A 17,048-nucleotide genomic window follows, 5' to 3' on the forward strand; every position below is an offset into this window, starting at 1 on the left:
TCCCTTACTAATTTTTCGCACGAAACCACTCTGTTCCAAAGTCAACTACATCACGTTGCTTCATAAAGCGGCACGTTGCATTCCCTATCTTCCCAAGCGTTACAGATTCTTTACGTTCGAACTCCACTCCGATCTCTACAAACGTATCAGAATCATAATCCATTTCATCAAACTCTTTCCATACTCTTACACCGTTCTCTATAATAGGAGCTCCTACTTTTATTAATTCACGCGCTCCTGTACGTACTTCAGATAAATGAACGGATGTATTGGAGTCATACCCGACACCAAGTAATAATATGTATCCATCTAAATCGTATATTTTTCTTAATGGCGATTCTTCTCCAAAACTTATGGAAAGTGAATGATTCGCTGTAATTTCCTCCGCATGTTTCCCCCATGCTGCAAAACTACTGAGCGGATGGTTGCTCCGCAATACAGTCGGATATGTACGAAAACATTCAACTACTTTTCCCATTGCCCTTGTTGGTGTTATACGTGGGTCAAATGCTGGGACGTTATCACGGATAATTTGCCACCAGTCTTCTGGTACAGGTGGTCTTGCCCAATGTTTCGGATCAGATAAATCCGAAGATTGCGTCGGCATAATAATTGTTCCCTCTTCCTTAACAACTTTCATTAATGCCTCTACTACCGCAACTGCTCCGCCAGATACCCAGCCAATGGAACTTAACGAAGAATGTACAATAACTGTCATTCCTTTTTCTATCCCTAGTTCTTTCAAATCATTTGTAATTGTTTCGATTGTATTTGGAAATTGTGTACTCGTCACTATTTCATTCATTTTCACGATTGTTCCCCCATTTTGATTTAAACTAATACATAAATATATTATCATATTTTTCTTAATTTTTAACTTAATTATCCACTCTATTGTAGAATAAACGAAGTACAATAACAAAACCACTTGTTTCATTCCTAAATCAAAACACAATAAACGAAGCCCTAGAATAGCTGACTTTACAGTTCTATCCTAGGGCTCTTTCTATTTCGATGTGCGAAATACTACATATTGCTTACATGTGACCTCATATATTTTCCTTGGAAGAGTTTAATTTGAAATGTTTTACATTGCTATTTCAAATATCTTTAAACGAGTGAAAGTTTCGATTTATGAAGAACCTGCTATTTTCTCATCATCTACTTCATATTTTACTAGGCAATCATTTTCTATGATTAGTTCTTTACCAACTATGTTACCTGTGACACGATCAACAATTTTTTTATAAATTTTATTTTTCCTGTATACTTGACCATCTGCCTTTTTTACAAAACGATGATCCTCTTCAATAATAGAATACGAATATGGGGGATACTGTGATGCCCTAATTTCTCCGTAAATGTATTCCTCGTCAATATGTAGATTAATTTGATAGGAAATATTCGAATTGTTCTTTAATTTCAAATCAATAATCCCATTCATCAAAGTAGCGCCTGTTCCAAATGGAATCACCCGTCCATAGTCAGGGAATGGATCAAAACTATGACGATACCTTTCTACTGTTTCCAACTCTGAATGAAGAAACATCCAGTAGAGAAGATTCCCTAACTGACAAAGACCACCGCCTATTCCCTTTATCGCTTCACCATTCATTAAAATAATTCCTTCTTTATATCCAGCCTTTTCATCAGAATTACCAACAAGATGCCAAAATGAAAATGTTTCTCCCGGTTTAATTACAACCTTGTTTATTTTGCTTATAGCTAATCTTAGATTAGTAATTTTGTTGTATTGCAGCTGTATGTCCGTATCACCTAATTTTCTAATAAGTAAAGATTTATGTTTATAAATTCTGTAAGGTAATGGGTTTTGTTCAAATGTTTTTGGAAATTTATACCCTTCAAGACGGTCATGTATTTTTTTAAACAACCTGCGTTGTCTAATTCTGAAGGGAATTAAAATCGGGAACCTTTGTGTTAATAGTTTTCTTGCCATTGAAAGTCGAGCCCCTTAATATATTATTCATCGATATATTGCATTTAAATTTACATTTCTTTCAACATCATGAAACGTTTGCTACTACAAAATATATTCTAAGATTATTATTCTGGCGGGAGTGTATACATAACCTTTCCTTCAGCATCTAAAAACTTCATACGTGGAATATCATTCTCATCAACTATCATACGAATACGGTCTTTACCTTTGCTATGCATATTACCCTTCAATCGTAACCCCAGTGAACATTGATAAATTCCCTGTTATTCTTTCACCTACTCGTAAAAACAGTCCCGCTGCTCTTCCGCTAATACAATGAGAACCGATAAGTAGTTTACCAGTATACGGTCCATCCCACGTATCAATTGTATAGTCAGGCATGTCTACGTATTGCTGATATATTTTTCGTTGTTCAAAATAATACTCTGTTTGATCTTCAGCTAATAGTTCATCATTTTCATAAATAGAAACTCCGCCGCCTTCGCGTCCAAATAATGGTTTTGAAACATATGATTCTTTTCTTTCTAAGAATCGTTTATTTGTAAAATACGTTGGAAGGAAGTATTTCTTAATGATCTCTCGCTCTTCTTTTTCAAAGAAAACTTCATCTTCGTAAAGTTGCCAAATTAATGCGAGTACACCTTTATTTTGCACTACAAAGGCGGCAGGTGGATTTATAATTTGCACTCTTTCTTGTGCGATATGATCTAAAAATTGTAGACCAATTCTTTTTCCATTCTTATCAACGTCCGACACTAAATATTCAATTGGATATAGTCGGTATAAATATTTAATTCGGTCTCCGCTCGGTGTATATAATCCATCATCTGCAACAACAATATCTTGTATTCCTACATAATCCGTTTGTTGTTGTAAGCAATAACTTCTTAAAAACTGAACTGTTTGATGATCTTCATCATGCCAATCGTAGCTTGTAAAATAAATCGTTTCGTCAGGACTTATTTTGTAATCATGTTTAATTTGTTCCCAAGCTTGCACAATATGCTCTTCAATATGATTCGGATGATTTACATCATGATATCGACACAATACTTCATTCGCGACAGATGGTTCTAAATAACCGGTCGGAGTATCGCAATTTACTTCAATTAATTTAATATCATCATGATTTACGATGAAATCAAGCCTTGTAAAATATGAAAATAAACCAGTATGTTTCATTCTTGCAATTTCCCACGTCTCTGGTGGAAAACTAAGTTTTTGAAATTGCGCTGGTGTATTTGTAATGTATTGATATGTTTTATATAACACATACATAATTTCTTCTGTCGCTTTAGAAATTGCAGAATATGTACGTACTGGCATACGATACATACCAGTTGCCATATATTGATTCCATTCTTCACTCTCTAGCAAACTCGGCCATGTAAATCCATTTCTAGCAGCCTCTTCTGCAAGAGAAAATCAGATTTTCATATACTCTTCTTGTTCTTTTTCTGTATACATTTCTCCATTATCCTTTCAAATTAGGATCCAGCTGGTGCTTTTGCGTTTCCAATTCCACTTGAACCAGAATTCACTTTCGGCGTTTGTGTAGTAGAAGATTTTGACGTATTTGAATCTGGCGTCACTTTAGTCGAATTGTTCGGCTGTTGCTTATTTAAATCCACTTTCTTTGAAGAATCATTATTACTACTAGTGCCTCCATAATATCCACCACCACTGCCACCAGTTCTGCGCTCATCCTTTTCACTGTATGGGATAAAATTATTAGTATATGGTTTCTTCATAAGATTTGGTTTCGCCGTATTATACATATTCGACGTCTTACTTGCTAATAAATACCCAGCCACGAACGGAAGTATTGGCAAGTGTGAACCCTCATTATTAAATGTAGCAGGTGAATGATTCTCTCTACATAATTCTTCTTTTTCTATATTTTCTGTTGTTGGTGCTTTATCATCACAATTTAATGTTTCTTGTTCGCTTTCTTGCTTCGTACCATCTACTTTTACAGCACTACTTTCTTTTTGTGTGCTCTCTTCATCATTATCAGCACATCCTGTTAATAGAAAAGATGACACTCCTATTGAAGCTGCAATTTTCATAAATTTGCTTTTATCCATTCTCATGTGTTTTACACCTAATTTCTATTTATCTATATTTTTCCAGTTATCTTTATTATATACTGTATATATCGTTTTTTTCAAACTAAACTAAATATGTAAAATTACATATTTCACATACTTCTTAACTGTTCATTCTTGAAATGGCAATGAAATCTTTCCACCCCTGGATGTTTTTCTCCCAAACTTTTAATCTTAAACCTACACTTTTTATAAAATTCAACTGCCTCTTCGTCTGTCTCTGCCTCTATATATGTTAACTCATACTTCCTAATTATTTCTCCTATCATTTGAAGTGCAATTCCTTGATGACGATATTTTTCATCAACCGCTATGTGGCATATTCTCGCTCTATTTGTATCAATTAACGCTATACCAATACAAGCCTTATTCCCATATTTATATAGCACTGCATGGTTGTTTTCATACAATGACACTGCTTTAATTAAGCTTATTTCACTCGGACCGGTCGAATGCTTCAATACGTCCTTAATTGGATCATTTTCTATATATTCAACACGTTGTAACATCAAATCGTCATTCCTTTCCATGAAAAAAGACTAGCTCTTTATAGGAAAGAGCTAGTCTTTTTATGCGGTTATTTTTTCTTCTTTTTTCACAACTACAGCTACATAACTATGCAATATCATTCCGACAATTACGAGACTCATTCCAATCCAAGATAAAGAAGATGGAATTGGAGCAGATAACCAGAGAAGCTCTCCTACTAACGCAAATAAAACTTCACCGGACTGTGTCGCTTCAACTGTTGCTAATTTTTGCGGATCATCTTTTACAAGATCAGTCGCAAAGAAGAACAATACTGTCGCAATTAAACCTGAACTAATTGCTACGATAAAACATTGGATAACTTGGCTACTTGACGGTAATCCATTTGCAGATACCTCGTAACCAGATAGTATAAACCAAAATGGTAAACTTGCTAAAGTCATACCGAGAACCCGCTGAAATACATCTAATTCCCCTTTACATACTTGCATCATTTTTCGATTTCCAAGCGGATACGCAAATGCTGCAATGAGTACAGGAACTACACATAAAACAGTTTCACGGATTCCTAAAGAAGAAGCGTGTTCTACTTGCATGAGAACAACACCGAATAAAATAATACCGGACATTACTAATTCCTTTATCGGAAGTTTTTTATGTAATGGATCTACCGCGAAAAATGGTGTTAACAATATACCTGCAACTATCGTAATTTGCCAAGTTGAAGCAACGAGCCAACCGGGTCCAAACGCTCCAGCGAAACTAAGCGGTGCATAAAAGAGACCAAATCCAACAATACTCCATAATAGCCATTCTTTCGGATTATTTTTCATATATTGAAAGAGTTGTTTTAAGTTCCCTCTATACATGACAATAAGTAATAACATTGGGACCATAAAGTAATACCGTAACGATGCACTCCAAATCCAGCTTCCACCTTCTAAGTCCATCGCCCGATTTAAAACGAAGGTAAAGGCAAAGAAAAACGATGCCAATATCCCTATTGCAATAGCTTTCATCGTAAAACCCCTTATATAGTTTCTTCTTATACTAAATAACAAAATGAATATAATTAATATTCAAAAATTTAATTATACATGCAGTCTTTAAAGAAACAATACCATATTTTCATCATCACTATACACACCATTCATCTTTATAGCTCTTTTTTCAATTGCATACGTTTTAAAGCCCATTGATCCATACAATTTTTTTGCTGGTTCGTTTGTGGATACAACTCCTAAAGTTAATTGCTCTAGTTTTATATCTCGCGCTCTTTGAATTGCATTTGCAATTAACTCACGTGCCAATCCGTTCCGTCTTTTTTGTGCATCTACATACATCGCAACGATATGACCTTTATGCTTATATGCCTCTTTCTCTTCTGTTAGTAAAGTGACAACTCCAATTAATTGATTTTCTTTATTAAAAGCACCGAATGTACAACTAGTAGCAGATGTTAAATTACTTGCAACTCGGTCAAGAGGGTTTTCCTGGCGGATTGCCTCTTCATATGTTGTTATAAACGCCTCTGGATTTACTTGTAATGCTTGTAAACGTAAATCCCAATATTGTTCTGCATCTTCTTTAGTAAGTAATCGAATCATTTACCTATCCCCTTTAGTTAACATAATATTTTTATAATCTATTAAATAAAGACTGATATTCTTCTTTTAACATACTATAACGATAGCGATGAATGAATTCACCATGACGTAATCTATCATTTCTCATTATTCCTTCACAAACAAATCCAGCTTTTTCATAACTCTTTCTAGCTTGTAAATTATCTTCGTCTACTCGTAGCCATATTTTTTCTAATTCGAATTCAGAAAAGCCAATTTGTAACATACTGTATAAAGCTGCCATTCCATATCCTTTACCCCAATGTTCTTTATTTCCAATTGCAATCCCTAGTTCAGCATTTTTATTCGTTTTATCAAAGTTTTTAAGGTCTATCCATCCAATGTGTATACCCTTATCAGTTAGAATAGCTCGTTGTTCATATCCATTTTTTCGACTTATACACGTCTCGATCCACCTTCTCGTATCCTCACGAGTGAACGGTGGATATTGATCTGGTACAACTAAGTGCTTTGTTACTTCTGTATCTAATGACCACTTGTACCGATCTTCTACATCAGCTAGTGATAGTTCTCTTAATTGAACAACTGGTAAATTCATTTTGCTACCCCTTCTCATTTCCCTATAGAAAATCCTTCGAACATTCTTCCCCCATACTCTTCTAACGTTTTTTCTATAAAAGCGATTAATTCCTTTTTCTCCCCTGTTTTATAAAAGTGATCAAAAACCGCAACAAATTTCTCTGCATATACTTCGTCGTACCTTTTCAATACTCTAATGAACCATTTTGAATTTCCAAGCCATTGGCCATTTACCCTCAAAACATATTCATGTACTAAATCAGCTAATAAATTTGCGATGAACAACTCTTCTTCTCTCTTTGTCGCACCAATAAAGTCATCCAAAGCATCCGTAATAAAATAGCGCTTCTGCTTCATCGTTTCTTCGGTCCATTTTTCAGGACCTTTATTTAATAGTTCATTTGCTTCTCTTTTTAGCTCTGCTACAATTTTTTCTTTTCCTTTTAAAACAAACGCTTCTGAAACTAATTGAGGTAATGAAGGTCTCCCGCGTTCACAATCACTTTTGAAAAAGGTTTTGTACGTTTCAAAATTATGTACAAAAACTTCAACAGGCCAGCCATTACTATAGAAAGATTCTCTATAACAAGATGACAAATTTTGATCAAATATTACAACATCAAGGTCAGATGTTTTCGTAGCCTCTCCTCTAGCAACACTTCCCCCTAGTAAAGCAACATCACAATTCGGAAATTGTGATGTAATTATGCTTCTTGCCGCTTCAATTGGTTTCATAGCCTTTCCCCTTCTCTTATTTTACTTTCTTTTTTTCAGCTCTTTCTCGTGTCTTTTTAATATAGGCTTCTGCATCTGGTGTTTTGCATGACGTTGCACCGTGATTAACTTCTACTTCTCCAATTTCGCGTGCAATTTCAATTGCTTGTTGTTCCAAACTTTCATTCCGGACCCCTATCGCAATTAAAGCTCTATTCATCGCTTCTCTTTTTCGATTTTTCTCATTATGTATATGAATTTTAATCTCTTCTAAATACGGTAAGAAGTATTCATCATCTAACGCTTTATTTTTCATAGCGATATTCGCTAATAATGACCAACCCGCTCTTCCAGTCCATTCATCGTCAGATTTCGTCCATTCTTCCATTCTTTCTATAGCGATTGGTGACGCACATATAGCCGTCATAAGAACGTCCATTAAACAATAATAATCAATTTCCTGTACCCATATATTTAGTTGTTCTGACGTGAGTTTCTTTGGATCTAAAATCATCGTTGCTAAAGTCATTGCATCCATATTTTTTGTTTCCCATAATGAGATTGCTAAATCATGATCTTTCTTTATCTTCTTTTTTAACAATTTCAAATTCGCAAAACTAACTCCGAATAACGGCTCTTTCGCCCCATGATTTTTAAACGTTTTACGATTTTGTTCTGTTCCATATTCCTCTAGTTGCTGCATTACTTCTTCAAGTTGCATATGTCCACCTCTTTTATTTATTATGTTGACTTCACATATGTATGTACGATATATTCTACATTACTTTTTGGTTTTTCTATATTTATTTTTCAAATACGGTATGTGAAATTTTTAATTATGCATTCTAAAACAAACTACATTTTCTTATTTATTTTTCACACTCTCTATATAATACTCTACTAACGCATTCAACGGATTTATTATGTTCCTTCCTATTATATTTTCTATCCTTGTAGAAGCATCTACCATCGATAATTGTGCAACTGAAAGCATTTCGTTTCTACTTTTCATAATTTCATATAAATACTTTTCTAATTTAGTATCATGCTCTTCTTTACGGCCTTGCATAATTAACTCAAATATCCCCCCTATCACTTCTACTTTTACATGTATAGATTTATTTTTCCGCTGAGCGTATTGTTTTAATCGTTCCATCGTTCCTAAAACAGTACTGGCATTCGTAAAAACTATTGTTTGTGGCTCTTCAACATGACAAAGCATTTCAAAGAATGGCTCATCAATTTTCAGTATAGGTATATCTATTTTGAAATTCTCATCTAATAGCGTAATATAATCTGTACAAGTTATTAAAAGTGTATCCACATCACTTTCGGCTATATACTTTAAAAGATCATTCAATTTATTTCGTGCTTGTTCTCTTTCAAAATCGCAATCTTTTTTTAATATGTGTGATAAAATGGGATCTACAAAATGGAGTATTTCTATTTCAAAAGATTGAAACGCTCGGTCAATGTATTCAATATTTGAATGATGAGCATGTAAACAAGCTAATTTTTTCATACTTATCCTCCCTCTCCGAAACTAAAAACATGTATGAACCGTAATAAATGCAGTTCCATACATTCAATTCTTGTTTCATTTTATTAAACCTGCAAAACGCTGAAATCTTGCATATTTTTTCACAAACTTTTTCGCACTTGTAAAAAGTTTTTTTGCATTTCCCCTTCTAAAATTGCTAATATAATAGAGTAGAACTTTTATAGAGAGAAGGAAAATTATGCGCAATGGAATTCGGATGACAACTTTAGTAAAAAGGGCTCTGTTTATATGCGTCGGGGTATTATTTACATACGAGGCCGCTTACGGATCAACACATACCGCTCTAGCCAGTACAGAGGATGAAGCTAAATCTGTTCAACTTGTAAGTGAAATCCAAACATCCCTAGCACCAAAAGAAGCTCCAAAGCACTATAACGGGCAAGTTAGAAAAGTTGCTTACTTAACATTTGATGATGGTCCTGGAAAATACACAGCTGAGCTTTTAGATATGTTAAAGAGTGAAAATGCAAAAGCAACATTCTTCCTAATTGGTTCAAACGTTAAAGCCTTCCCTGACCTTGTAAAACGCGAAGATGCTGAAGGCCACTATGTTGGGATGCACAGTATGACTCATAACTACAAGAAGCTTTACACAGAAGGTCATTACGTTGATGAAATGAAAGAAGACCAAGGCTTAATCGCTGGTGTTCTAGGAAAATCACCTGTATTAACACGTCCTGCTTATGGTTCAATGCCAGGATTAAATGAAGCCCTTCGCAACAAAGTTGTTGAAAATGGTTTAAAAGTTTGGGACTGGACAATTGATTCATTAGACTGGAAATACAACAAAATACCAGTAGACGCTGCATCTGCTAAAATCGTAGAAAACGTTCTAGCTCATGCTACAAATCCAACAGAAGTTATCCTTATGCATGATATTCATCCACAATCAGTAAAAGCAGTACCTGGAATTATTAAGGGACTGAAAGAAAAAGGATATGAATTAGAAGGCTATAATGAGAATGAACACTTCCCATTAAACTTCTGGCATGATAATCGTATGTAATAAAAAGACTTGATTCCCTCTTGTAGGTTATCAAGTCTTTTTTTATCGTTTTGGGAATTTTCGTTGTTGCTCTTCAATAGAACGAGCAATATTATCTATATCCTCTTGAGTTATACCGATAGAAAATTCGTACTCCTCTTCCTTACACCATGAAGGATTAAGTTCCTGCGATAAGCGAATAACAATGTGAAACTCCCCTTCTTTTTCTCCAATAAATTCAAACGCTACATTTGGTTCTATGAAATCTAGTTCGTTATATGTTGGGTTTGGTAATGATTGAAACCATTTTATCATGTACTGTAAGTCGGTAGTTTATAAAATAGGATCCATCGTTTCAAAAACTTTATTTTCTTCTGACAGTCTCGCTTTTACTATTAACCAATTTCTATCACACTCGTCTTTTGCATCTTTATATTGGTATTTCATAACCTCTAAATGTAATGTTACTTTTTCATTTTTAAAATTCATGAATATCCCCTTCTTTCTCGGAATCTTTTGTTTGTTAAAGTTTTATTAATTCCGATCCTTAAAACCATTACCCTTTATACATAAAATAAATTTGATTTGCAATATAGTCTGAACTAAAGTGAAGTCCATTCCTTATCCACCACATGATGATACCTACCAAAGAGGCTGTTTTAATATCAACTGCAACATAATCATCTGGCAAATCCTTTTTCGTATTCTCTCTTCTCGTTTCTATTAATTGCTTTAAAAATAAAAATAATTGCTCCTCAAATTGATTCATTTTAAATAATATAAATAAATAATTTCGGTGGATATATAAATAATCAAGCAATTGTGTTAGCTTTTGTTTTTCTGATAAATCTTTTGCATGTATTAAATCAACAATTTTATTAGAAAGCTCATTTAAAATCTCGTTAGTGATTTGGTCTAGTAAATCTTGAATATCTTGATAATGTAAGTAAAAGGTTGTTCGATTTAATCCTGCCGTTGTTGCTACTTTCTGAACCGTTAAGCTTGAAATACTAGGATTCTCACATAAAAGAGAAAAAACAGCATTTTTAAACATTTCTCTTGAACGAACTGTACGAGGATCTTCTTTTTTAGATGTAGACATTTTGAAACTCCTTTATAGATTTTCTCTTTACTTACTCGACAGTGCATACCTTCTATGTCGAGTAGTGAACATTTTCAAAAAAACTGTTCATGGTCAAAGAAAATATATTTTGTTACCATTAATTTTATCGACATGATGTCGATAAATCAAGAAAACAATAAAGGAGTTTACCAATGCAAAAGGAAATATCAGAAAGAAATAAAAAACTTATATTAGTTGTCCTCATTACCGGTTGTTTTTTATCAACATTAAATCAGACGCTATTAAATGTGGCGATGAGTAATTTAATGAAAGTATTTGATGTTACGGCTGCAACAGTTCAATGGCTATCGACAGGCTTTATGCTCATAAATGGTGTTCTGGTACCAATTACTGCATTTTTAATGAAACGATTTACAACAAGGCAGCTATTTATTAGCTCGATGCTCTCTTTGTTTATTGGGACTGTTCTCTGTGCATGCGCCATGAATTTTGGCATTCTGTTAATAGGAAGAATGATTCAAGCAGTTGGGGCAGGAATTATTATGCCACTAATGATGACTGTTATTTTATATTTATACCCTAGTGAAAAGCGTGGAAGTATTATGGGGACCATCGGCTTTGCCATAATTTTTGCGCCAGCCATCGCTCCAACATTATCTGGCTTTATCATAGAATATGTATCATGGAGATGGCTATTTATTGGATTAGCTCCATTTGTATTCATTGTTATTATTCTCGCACTTAAATACTTGATGAATGTTGCAGATACAACAAAAGCAAAATTAGATATCGTAAGTGTCATTTTATCAACGATTGGCTTTGGTTGTGTTATATTCGGATTTAGTAGTGCAGGAAGCAAAGGATGGGATCACCCAGTTGTTATTACAACAATTATCATCGGTATAATCGTTACAGCTTTATTCTGTATACGTCAAATAAAGTCTAACGATCCATTATTGAATTTATCCGTATTTAAGTATAAAGTTTTCACTCTTACATCCGTCATTAACGTACTCATTACGATGATTATGTATGCTGATTTAATTCTTTTACCGATTTACTTGCAAAACGGACGAGGTTTTACTGCATTTGAATCAGGTTTACTTCTATTACCTGGAGCTGTAATTAATGCCTTCTTATCACCTATCACAGGGAAAATGTTTGATAAATACGGGGCAAAACCACTCTTTATTACAGGTTTAATATGTATCATTATTTCGATGTGGGGTGTCATTGATTTGACCGAATCCACAACTTATATGTATCTAATGGTTCGTACCATTATTCTACGAATTGGATTAAGTTTCATTTCGATGCCTTTAAACACAGCAGGCTTAAATGCTTTACCAAGAGAACTTGGTTCACATGGTTCAGCAGTAAATAATACGATTCGCCAATTAGCAGGTGCTATTGGAACAGCAGTCATCATCACTGTATATACAATTCAATCGACTTCACATATTTCACAGTTATCTAGTGAGAATGGAAGCATATCAGCTATGCAAGTAACAAAGTTATCTTCTATCTTCAGCTCAAGTGATGCCTACGTATTTATGTTAGTCTTATCTTTTTTAGCTTTGATTATTGCATGTTTTATGCCTAAAAAAGCAACAATTCAAAAATACGAAAGTAACTCTTAAAACAAAAAATCCTACTCGTATAGATAGTATTCCATACGAGTAGGATTTTATATTATTTATTTTGTTTCCCCGTCTTCAGTCGTCTTCACCTTCGTTTTATTTTTATCACGATGGTTATAGTTGTACTTAGAACGATCTACTGGAGTGAAGCCTTCTGGTGTGTAGAATCGTAATAAGTCGCCGTTAACAACTTGGTCAGAGTATTTTAGTGATTTTTGAACCATTTGTTCATTTTGTTTTATTTCGTCTGTAAATTCTACAGGATTTCCAGTCGCTGTATCATAGTATTTGCCATTCAGCGCAGTAACTGTTGGGCTTACATAGTTACCGTTACGGAATGCAACAACTTGTTTATGATCCGGCGATAATAAATCTGATCCGAATTGGACATAATTCTTTGTATCTGTACCTAGTAAGTGTAATAACGTTGGAAGAACGTCAATTTCTCCGCCGTATTGATGTTGTACGCCACCTTTCATTCCTGGTACGCGAATGATTAAAGGTACACGTTGTAACTGCGCATTTTCAAATGAGTTCATTTCTTTACCCATTATTTGAGACATTGCTGCGCCATGATTATCTGAAATACCGTAATGGTCACCGTACATAACGATAATTGAATTATCGTATAAACCAGATTGTTTCAAGTAATCCATGAAGCCTTTTACAGACTCATCTAAATAGCGTGCTGTTTGGAAATACGTATCTACAGAAGAGTCACCTGTTTTCGCTGGTTCAATCGTTGCTTCCGCTTTATCAATAGGATAAGGGAAATGGTTCGATAACGTAATGAACTTCGTATAGAACGGTTGTTTTAACGTTTGTAATAACGGAATTGATTCATTAAAGAACGGTTTATCTTTTAAGCCATAGTTTACTACATCTTTTTCATTCATATCATAGTATGACGCATCAAAGAATTTATTAAAACCAAATGATTTATAAATATCATCACGGTTCCAGAACGTTTTGTAGTTACCGTGGAACACTGCTGATGTGTATCCTTGTTTACCTAAAATAGCTGGTGCTGATTGATACGTGTTATGAGCTTTGTTTGTAAAAACAGATCCTTGTGGTAATCCAAACATTGAATTCTCTAACATGAACTCCGCATCAGATGTTTTACCTTGTCCTGTTTGATGGAAGAAGTTATCAAAGTATAACGTATTCGCATCTTTTGTAAATGAGTTTAAGAACGGTGTAACTTCTTGGCCATTTAGTTTGTAGTTTAGTAAAAAGTTTTGGAATGACTCTAGATGAATATAAATTACGTTCATTCCTTTTCCTTTACCAAAATACTCAGGATTTGGACTTGCATAACTTGATGCAAGATAGTTTCTTACTTCTGTCATACTATCTCCATCTGCTAATGCACGTTCTGTTGATGCTTTCGCACTTTGAATGCCATCATAAATCGTATAGTTGTACGCCCCTAAATATTTCACGATATAATTGCGGTCAAATGTTCTAGTTAATAATTCAGGACGGTCAGATTCTGCAAGTCCTAAGTTAATACTAAAGAATAAAATACCTACTAAAAATACTAGAGATAATTTATGCTTCGCAACACGGATTGGTTTAGGATTTACAAATTTCATTGCGACTAAAACAATTAAAATGATTGTATCTAAGAAATATAGCGGATCATATAAGTGTAGCAATGCAAAAATACTACCACCTAAATCTCCAAAGTTATTCGTTTGTGTTAATGTCGGGAACGTAATAAAATCGCTGAAAAAGCGGTAATATACTACGTTTGCGTATAAAAGTATAGACATTAGCAAATTAATAACAATTAACCAAATGTAAGCTCGTTTCCCCTTTGCGAATAATGCAAGACCTAAAAATAGAACTGCTGAGCTTAACGGGTTGAAAAACAGTAAGAACTTTTGGATTGTGTTTGATATCCCTAAATTAAATTCTGTCACATAAGCTGCGTATGTTTTTAACCAGAATAAAATAACGGCAAACACGAAAAATCCAAAATGATTGCTTAACACTCGCTTACTCTTTAATAGTATTTGTTTCATTTCTCCACCTCTTTTGATCATCCAAGGCTTATTTTGATATAAGTCTGTCTCTCTATTCAATTTTTCTTCTTCAAATAGGTTTTATTTGTTTAACTATATGAAGAATATTAGTAATTATAATTTGAAGCTATTATTTATTCAACTATTTCTTTTTAAACATTTTGACCTTGGTTTCTATTTAACAAAATAATTTTGTAACATTTCCTGTTTTCTTACATTATGTTCTTCCCTAAATTCATCCGCTAATTAGAACATTACCCACTATAAACCTTTATTCATAAATCCGCAAACATATCTATCTCCAATTTTGGAACATTAATGCAATATACTAAAATTCACTATAAAAAACAGTTTATTATCATTTCAAGGTTTATCCCTACTTCAAAAATTTCTTGCTATAATTAATATTATTGTTGAATAATTATTCGCTTTATTTGAAAATAAAATTTATATTTCCCTTTCAGTAAATGACAAAAAAGAGCTGGCACACAGTCGAAAACTCGACTTGTGAGACAGCTCCTTTTCATCGTTTATTATTGACCTTTGTACATTGCATCTACTTGTTTTTGAAGTTCATCATTTTCTAAGAACTCATCGTAAGTTGCCTCTTTATCGATTACACCGTTTGGCGTTACTTCGATAATGCGGTTTGCAATTGTTTGTACGAACTGATGGTCATGAGATGTGAATAACATTGTACCTTTGAATGCAATTAAACCGTTGTTTAATGCAGTGATAGACTCAAGGTCTAAGTGGTTCGTTGGATCGTCAAGTGTGATTACGTTCGCACCACTTAACATCATTTTAGATAGCATACAACGAACTTTTTCGCCTCCAGATAATACAGAAACGTTCTTCTTAACTTCTTCACCTGAGAATAACATACGGCCTAAGAAACCACGTAAGAAGCTTTCTGACTCATCTTGTGGAGAGAATTGGCGTAACCAATCAACTAAGTTGAAGTCACTGTTCTCAAAGTATTTAGAGTTATCTCTTGGGAAATACGATTGAGATGTTGTAACACCCCATTTGAATGAACCGCTATCTGGCTCCATTTCACCCATAAGGATTTTAAATAATGTTGTCATCGCAATATCGTTACGACCGATAAATGCAACTTTATCACCTTTATTTAAAGTGAAGTACACATTATCTAACACTTTTTCACCATCAATTGTTTTAGAAAGACCTTCAACAGTTAATAAGTCATTTCCTATTTCACGCTCAGGTGTGAAACCAACGAATGGATAACGACGTGATGATGGTCTAATATCATCTAATGTAATTTTATCTAATAATTTTTTACGAGAAGTTGCTTGTTTCGCTTTAGATGCGTTTGAGCTAAAGCGTGCAATGAAGTTTTGTAACTCTTTTACTTTCTCTTCTTTTTTCTTATTAGCATCTTGTGTTAATTTTAAAGCTAATTGGCTTGACTCGTACCAGAAGTCATAGTTACCAACATAAAGTTGAATTTTACCGAAATCAAGATCAGCCATGTGCGTACAAACTTTATTTAAGAAGTGACGGTCATGGGATACAACGATTACTGTATTTTCAAAGTTCATTAAGAAGTTCTCTAACCATTGAATCGCTTTTAAGTCCAAATGGTTGGTAGGCTCATCTAGTAATAGAATGTCAGGTTTACCGAATAAAGCTTGAGCAAGTAATACTTTTACTTTCTCTGCCCCAGTTAATTCTGACAATTTCTTATCATGAAGATCTTCACCAATACCAAGTCCTTTTAGTAAGATTGCAGCTTCTGACTCAGCTTCCCAACCGTTAAGCTCAGCGAACTCACCTTCAAGTTCAGCAGCACGCATACCATCTTCATCACTAAAGTCTTCTTTCATGTAAATAGCATTTTTCTCTTGCATTACTTTATAAAGTTGTGTGTGACCCATAATTACTGTTTCTAATACTGGGAACTCTTCATATTCGAAGTGGTTCTGTTTTAATACTGCTAGACGCTCACCTGGCGTAATATGTATGTCACCTGTTGATTGTTCGATTTCTCCAGATAAAATCTTTAGAAATGTTGATTTACCAGCACCGTTTGCTCCAATTAAACCGTAGCAATTACCTGGCGTGAATTTTATGTTAACATCTTCAAACAATTTGCGATCTGCGAAACGCAAACTAACGTTACTTACTGTAATCATTTGTGTCCTCCTACTAATACCGCTGATATCAGCGTTTTCTCACCGATTGTCTTAAAAAAACCGTACCTTACGATTCACTTATTGTAGACTATAGCTATTATATAGTAGAAGCTAGATGAATAGCAACGGTTGATTACTTTTATGGTGTGAAAT

General features: G+C 34.1%; 15 protein-coding genes and 2 pseudogenes. 2 read left to right on the forward strand and 15 right to left on the reverse strand.

All coding sequences use genetic code 11. From position 1 onward, the window contains the following. Positions 1 to 7 precede the first annotated feature (7 nt). The 11 genes and pseudogenes from MR109_RS22310 to MR109_RS22360 form a co-directional block, all read right to left on the reverse strand. Positions 8 to 805: an AAC(3) family N-acetyltransferase gene (locus MR109_RS22310; protein WP_242273955.1), complete on the reverse strand. Its 798-nt coding sequence runs from the start codon at positions 803 to 805 to the stop codon at positions 8 to 10. A 327-nt stretch (positions 806 to 1,132) separates the two neighbouring features. Then, complete coding sequence (locus tag MR109_RS22315) at positions 1,133 to 1,957, reverse strand: VanW family protein (RefSeq protein WP_242273906.1); 825 nt, start codon at positions 1,955 to 1,957, stop codon at positions 1,133 to 1,135. A gap of 222 nt (positions 1,958 to 2,179) precedes the next feature. Further along, positions 2,180 to 3,427: pseudogene (locus MR109_RS22320) on the reverse strand (glutathionylspermidine synthase family protein). A 20-nt stretch (positions 3,428 to 3,447) separates the two neighbouring features. Beyond that, complete coding sequence (locus tag MR109_RS22325; RefSeq protein ID WP_242273908.1) at positions 3,448 to 4,053, reverse strand: hypothetical protein; 606 nt, start codon at positions 4,051 to 4,053, stop codon at positions 3,448 to 3,450. Between the two features lie 107 nt (positions 4,054 to 4,160). Next, positions 4,161 to 4,577, reverse strand: coding sequence for a GNAT family N-acetyltransferase (locus tag MR109_RS22330; protein ID WP_242273956.1), 417 nt, complete (start codon positions 4,575 to 4,577; stop codon positions 4,161 to 4,163). Between the two features lie 60 nt (positions 4,578 to 4,637). Next, positions 4,638 to 5,576 carry a DMT family transporter gene (locus tag MR109_RS22335; protein ID WP_071719262.1) on the reverse strand — a complete coding sequence of 313 codons (939 nt, stop codon included), beginning with the start codon at positions 5,574 to 5,576 and terminating at the stop codon, positions 4,638 to 4,640. A gap of 87 nt (positions 5,577 to 5,663) precedes the next feature. Further along, the gene (locus MR109_RS22340) at positions 5,664 to 6,164 is read right to left on the reverse strand and encodes a GNAT family N-acetyltransferase (protein ID WP_242273909.1); all 501 of its coding nucleotides are present in this window, start codon (positions 6,162 to 6,164) and stop codon (positions 5,664 to 5,666) included. A gap of 31 nt (positions 6,165 to 6,195) precedes the next feature. Continuing rightward, positions 6,196 to 6,741 (reverse strand): GNAT family N-acetyltransferase, encoded by a 546-nt coding sequence (locus tag MR109_RS22345; RefSeq protein ID WP_242273910.1) that lies wholly within the window; start codon positions 6,739 to 6,741, stop codon positions 6,196 to 6,198. 14 nt (positions 6,742 to 6,755) lie between these two features. Beyond that, positions 6,756 to 7,457: a nucleotidyltransferase domain-containing protein gene (locus tag MR109_RS22350; RefSeq protein WP_242273911.1), complete on the reverse strand. Its 702-nt coding sequence runs from the start codon at positions 7,455 to 7,457 to the stop codon at positions 6,756 to 6,758. A 16-nt stretch (positions 7,458 to 7,473) separates the two neighbouring features. After that, entirely contained in the window at positions 7,474 to 8,157 is a 684-nt protein-coding gene (locus tag MR109_RS22355) for a DNA alkylation repair protein (protein WP_242273912.1), read from the reverse strand. A 144-nt stretch (positions 8,158 to 8,301) separates the two neighbouring features. Further along, entirely contained in the window at positions 8,302 to 8,958 is a 657-nt protein-coding gene (locus tag MR109_RS22360) for a hypothetical protein (RefSeq protein WP_242273913.1), read from the reverse strand. A gap of 217 nt (positions 8,959 to 9,175) precedes the next feature. On the opposite strand from MR109_RS22360, the gene MR109_RS22365 reads away from it, so the two are divergent. Continuing rightward, positions 9,176 to 10,003: a peptidoglycan-N-acetylglucosamine deacetylase gene (locus MR109_RS22365; RefSeq protein WP_071719255.1), complete on the forward strand. Its 828-nt coding sequence runs from the start codon at positions 9,176 to 9,178 to the stop codon at positions 10,001 to 10,003. A 42-nt stretch (positions 10,004 to 10,045) separates the two neighbouring features. On the opposite strand, the pseudogene MR109_RS22370 reads toward MR109_RS22365, so the two are convergent. Together MR109_RS22370 and MR109_RS22375 are read right to left on the reverse strand one after the other, a co-directional pair. After that, positions 10,046 to 10,471 (reverse strand): annotated as a pseudogene (locus MR109_RS22370) (WapI family immunity protein). A gap of 67 nt (positions 10,472 to 10,538) precedes the next feature. Then, positions 10,539 to 11,084: a TetR/AcrR family transcriptional regulator gene (locus MR109_RS22375; protein WP_071719253.1), complete on the reverse strand. Its 546-nt coding sequence runs from the start codon at positions 11,082 to 11,084 to the stop codon at positions 10,539 to 10,541. Positions 11,085 to 11,257: 173 nt separating this feature from the next. Between MR109_RS22375 and MR109_RS22380 the strand changes: the two genes are divergently transcribed. Further along, positions 11,258 to 12,706 (forward strand): DHA2 family efflux MFS transporter permease subunit, encoded by a 1,449-nt coding sequence (locus tag MR109_RS22380; protein WP_098474493.1) that lies wholly within the window; start codon positions 11,258 to 11,260, stop codon positions 12,704 to 12,706. 56 nt (positions 12,707 to 12,762) lie between these two features. Here MR109_RS22380 and ltaS read toward each other — a convergent pair whose 3' ends face one another. Both ltaS and MR109_RS22390 read right to left on the reverse strand, forming a co-directional pair. After that, complete coding sequence (gene ltaS / locus MR109_RS22385) at positions 12,763 to 14,736, reverse strand: lipoteichoic acid synthase (protein ID WP_242273914.1); 1,974 nt, start codon at positions 14,734 to 14,736, stop codon at positions 12,763 to 12,765. Between the two features lie 533 nt (positions 14,737 to 15,269). Beyond that, positions 15,270 to 16,895 carry an ABC-F family ATP-binding cassette domain-containing protein gene (locus MR109_RS22390; RefSeq protein ID WP_025150843.1) on the reverse strand — a complete coding sequence of 542 codons (1,626 nt, stop codon included), beginning with the start codon at positions 16,893 to 16,895 and terminating at the stop codon, positions 15,270 to 15,272. Positions 16,896 to 17,048: the final 153 nt, after the last annotated feature.

This window comes from Bacillus cereus group sp. BfR-BA-01310, assembly GCF_022664325.1.
GTDB classification, from domain to species: Bacteria; Bacillota; Bacilli; order Bacillales; family Bacillaceae_G; genus Bacillus_A; species Bacillus_A paramycoides.

What these genes read in the sequence shown, in the direction of transcription:
- MR109_RS22310 (WP_242273955.1), bottom strand. Translation starts at nt 805, where the DNA reads ATGAATGAAATAGTGACGAGTACACAATTTCCAAATACAATCGAAACA.
- MR109_RS22315 (WP_242273906.1), bottom strand. Translation starts at nt 1,957, where the DNA reads ATGGCAAGAAAACTATTAACACAAAGGTTCCCGATTTTAATTCCCTTC.
- MR109_RS22325 (WP_242273908.1), bottom strand. Translation starts at nt 4,053, where the DNA reads ATGAGAATGGATAAAAGCAAATTTATGAAAATTGCAGCTTCAATAGGA.
- MR109_RS22330 (WP_242273956.1), bottom strand. Translation starts at nt 4,577, where the DNA reads ATGTTACAACGTGTTGAATATATAGAAAATGATCCAATTAAGGACGTA.
- MR109_RS22335 (WP_071719262.1), bottom strand. Translation starts at nt 5,576, where the DNA reads ATGAAAGCTATTGCAATAGGGATATTGGCATCGTTTTTCTTTGCCTTT.
- MR109_RS22340 (WP_242273909.1), bottom strand. Translation starts at nt 6,164, where the DNA reads ATGATTCGATTACTTACTAAAGAAGATGCAGAACAATATTGGGATTTA.
- MR109_RS22345 (WP_242273910.1), bottom strand. Translation starts at nt 6,741, where the DNA reads ATGAATTTACCAGTTGTTCAATTAAGAGAACTATCACTAGCTGATGTA.
- MR109_RS22350 (WP_242273911.1), bottom strand. Translation starts at nt 7,457, where the DNA reads ATGAAACCAATTGAAGCGGCAAGAAGCATAATTACATCACAATTTCCG.
- MR109_RS22355 (WP_242273912.1), bottom strand. Translation starts at nt 8,157, where the DNA reads ATGCAACTTGAAGAAGTAATGCAGCAACTAGAGGAATATGGAACAGAA.
- MR109_RS22360 (WP_242273913.1), bottom strand. Translation starts at nt 8,958, where the DNA reads ATGAAAAAATTAGCTTGTTTACATGCTCATCATTCAAATATTGAATAC.
- MR109_RS22365 (WP_071719255.1), top strand. Translation starts at nt 9,176, where the DNA reads ATGCGCAATGGAATTCGGATGACAACTTTAGTAAAAAGGGCTCTGTTT.
- MR109_RS22375 (WP_071719253.1), bottom strand. Translation starts at nt 11,084, where the DNA reads ATGTCTACATCTAAAAAAGAAGATCCTCGTACAGTTCGTTCAAGAGAA.
- MR109_RS22380 (WP_098474493.1), top strand. Translation starts at nt 11,258, where the DNA reads ATGCAAAAGGAAATATCAGAAAGAAATAAAAAACTTATATTAGTTGTC.
- ltaS (WP_242273914.1), bottom strand. Translation starts at nt 14,736, where the DNA reads ATGAAACAAATACTATTAAAGAGTAAGCGAGTGTTAAGCAATCATTTT.
- MR109_RS22390 (WP_025150843.1), bottom strand. Translation starts at nt 16,895, where the DNA reads ATGATTACAGTAAGTAACGTTAGTTTGCGTTTCGCAGATCGCAAATTG.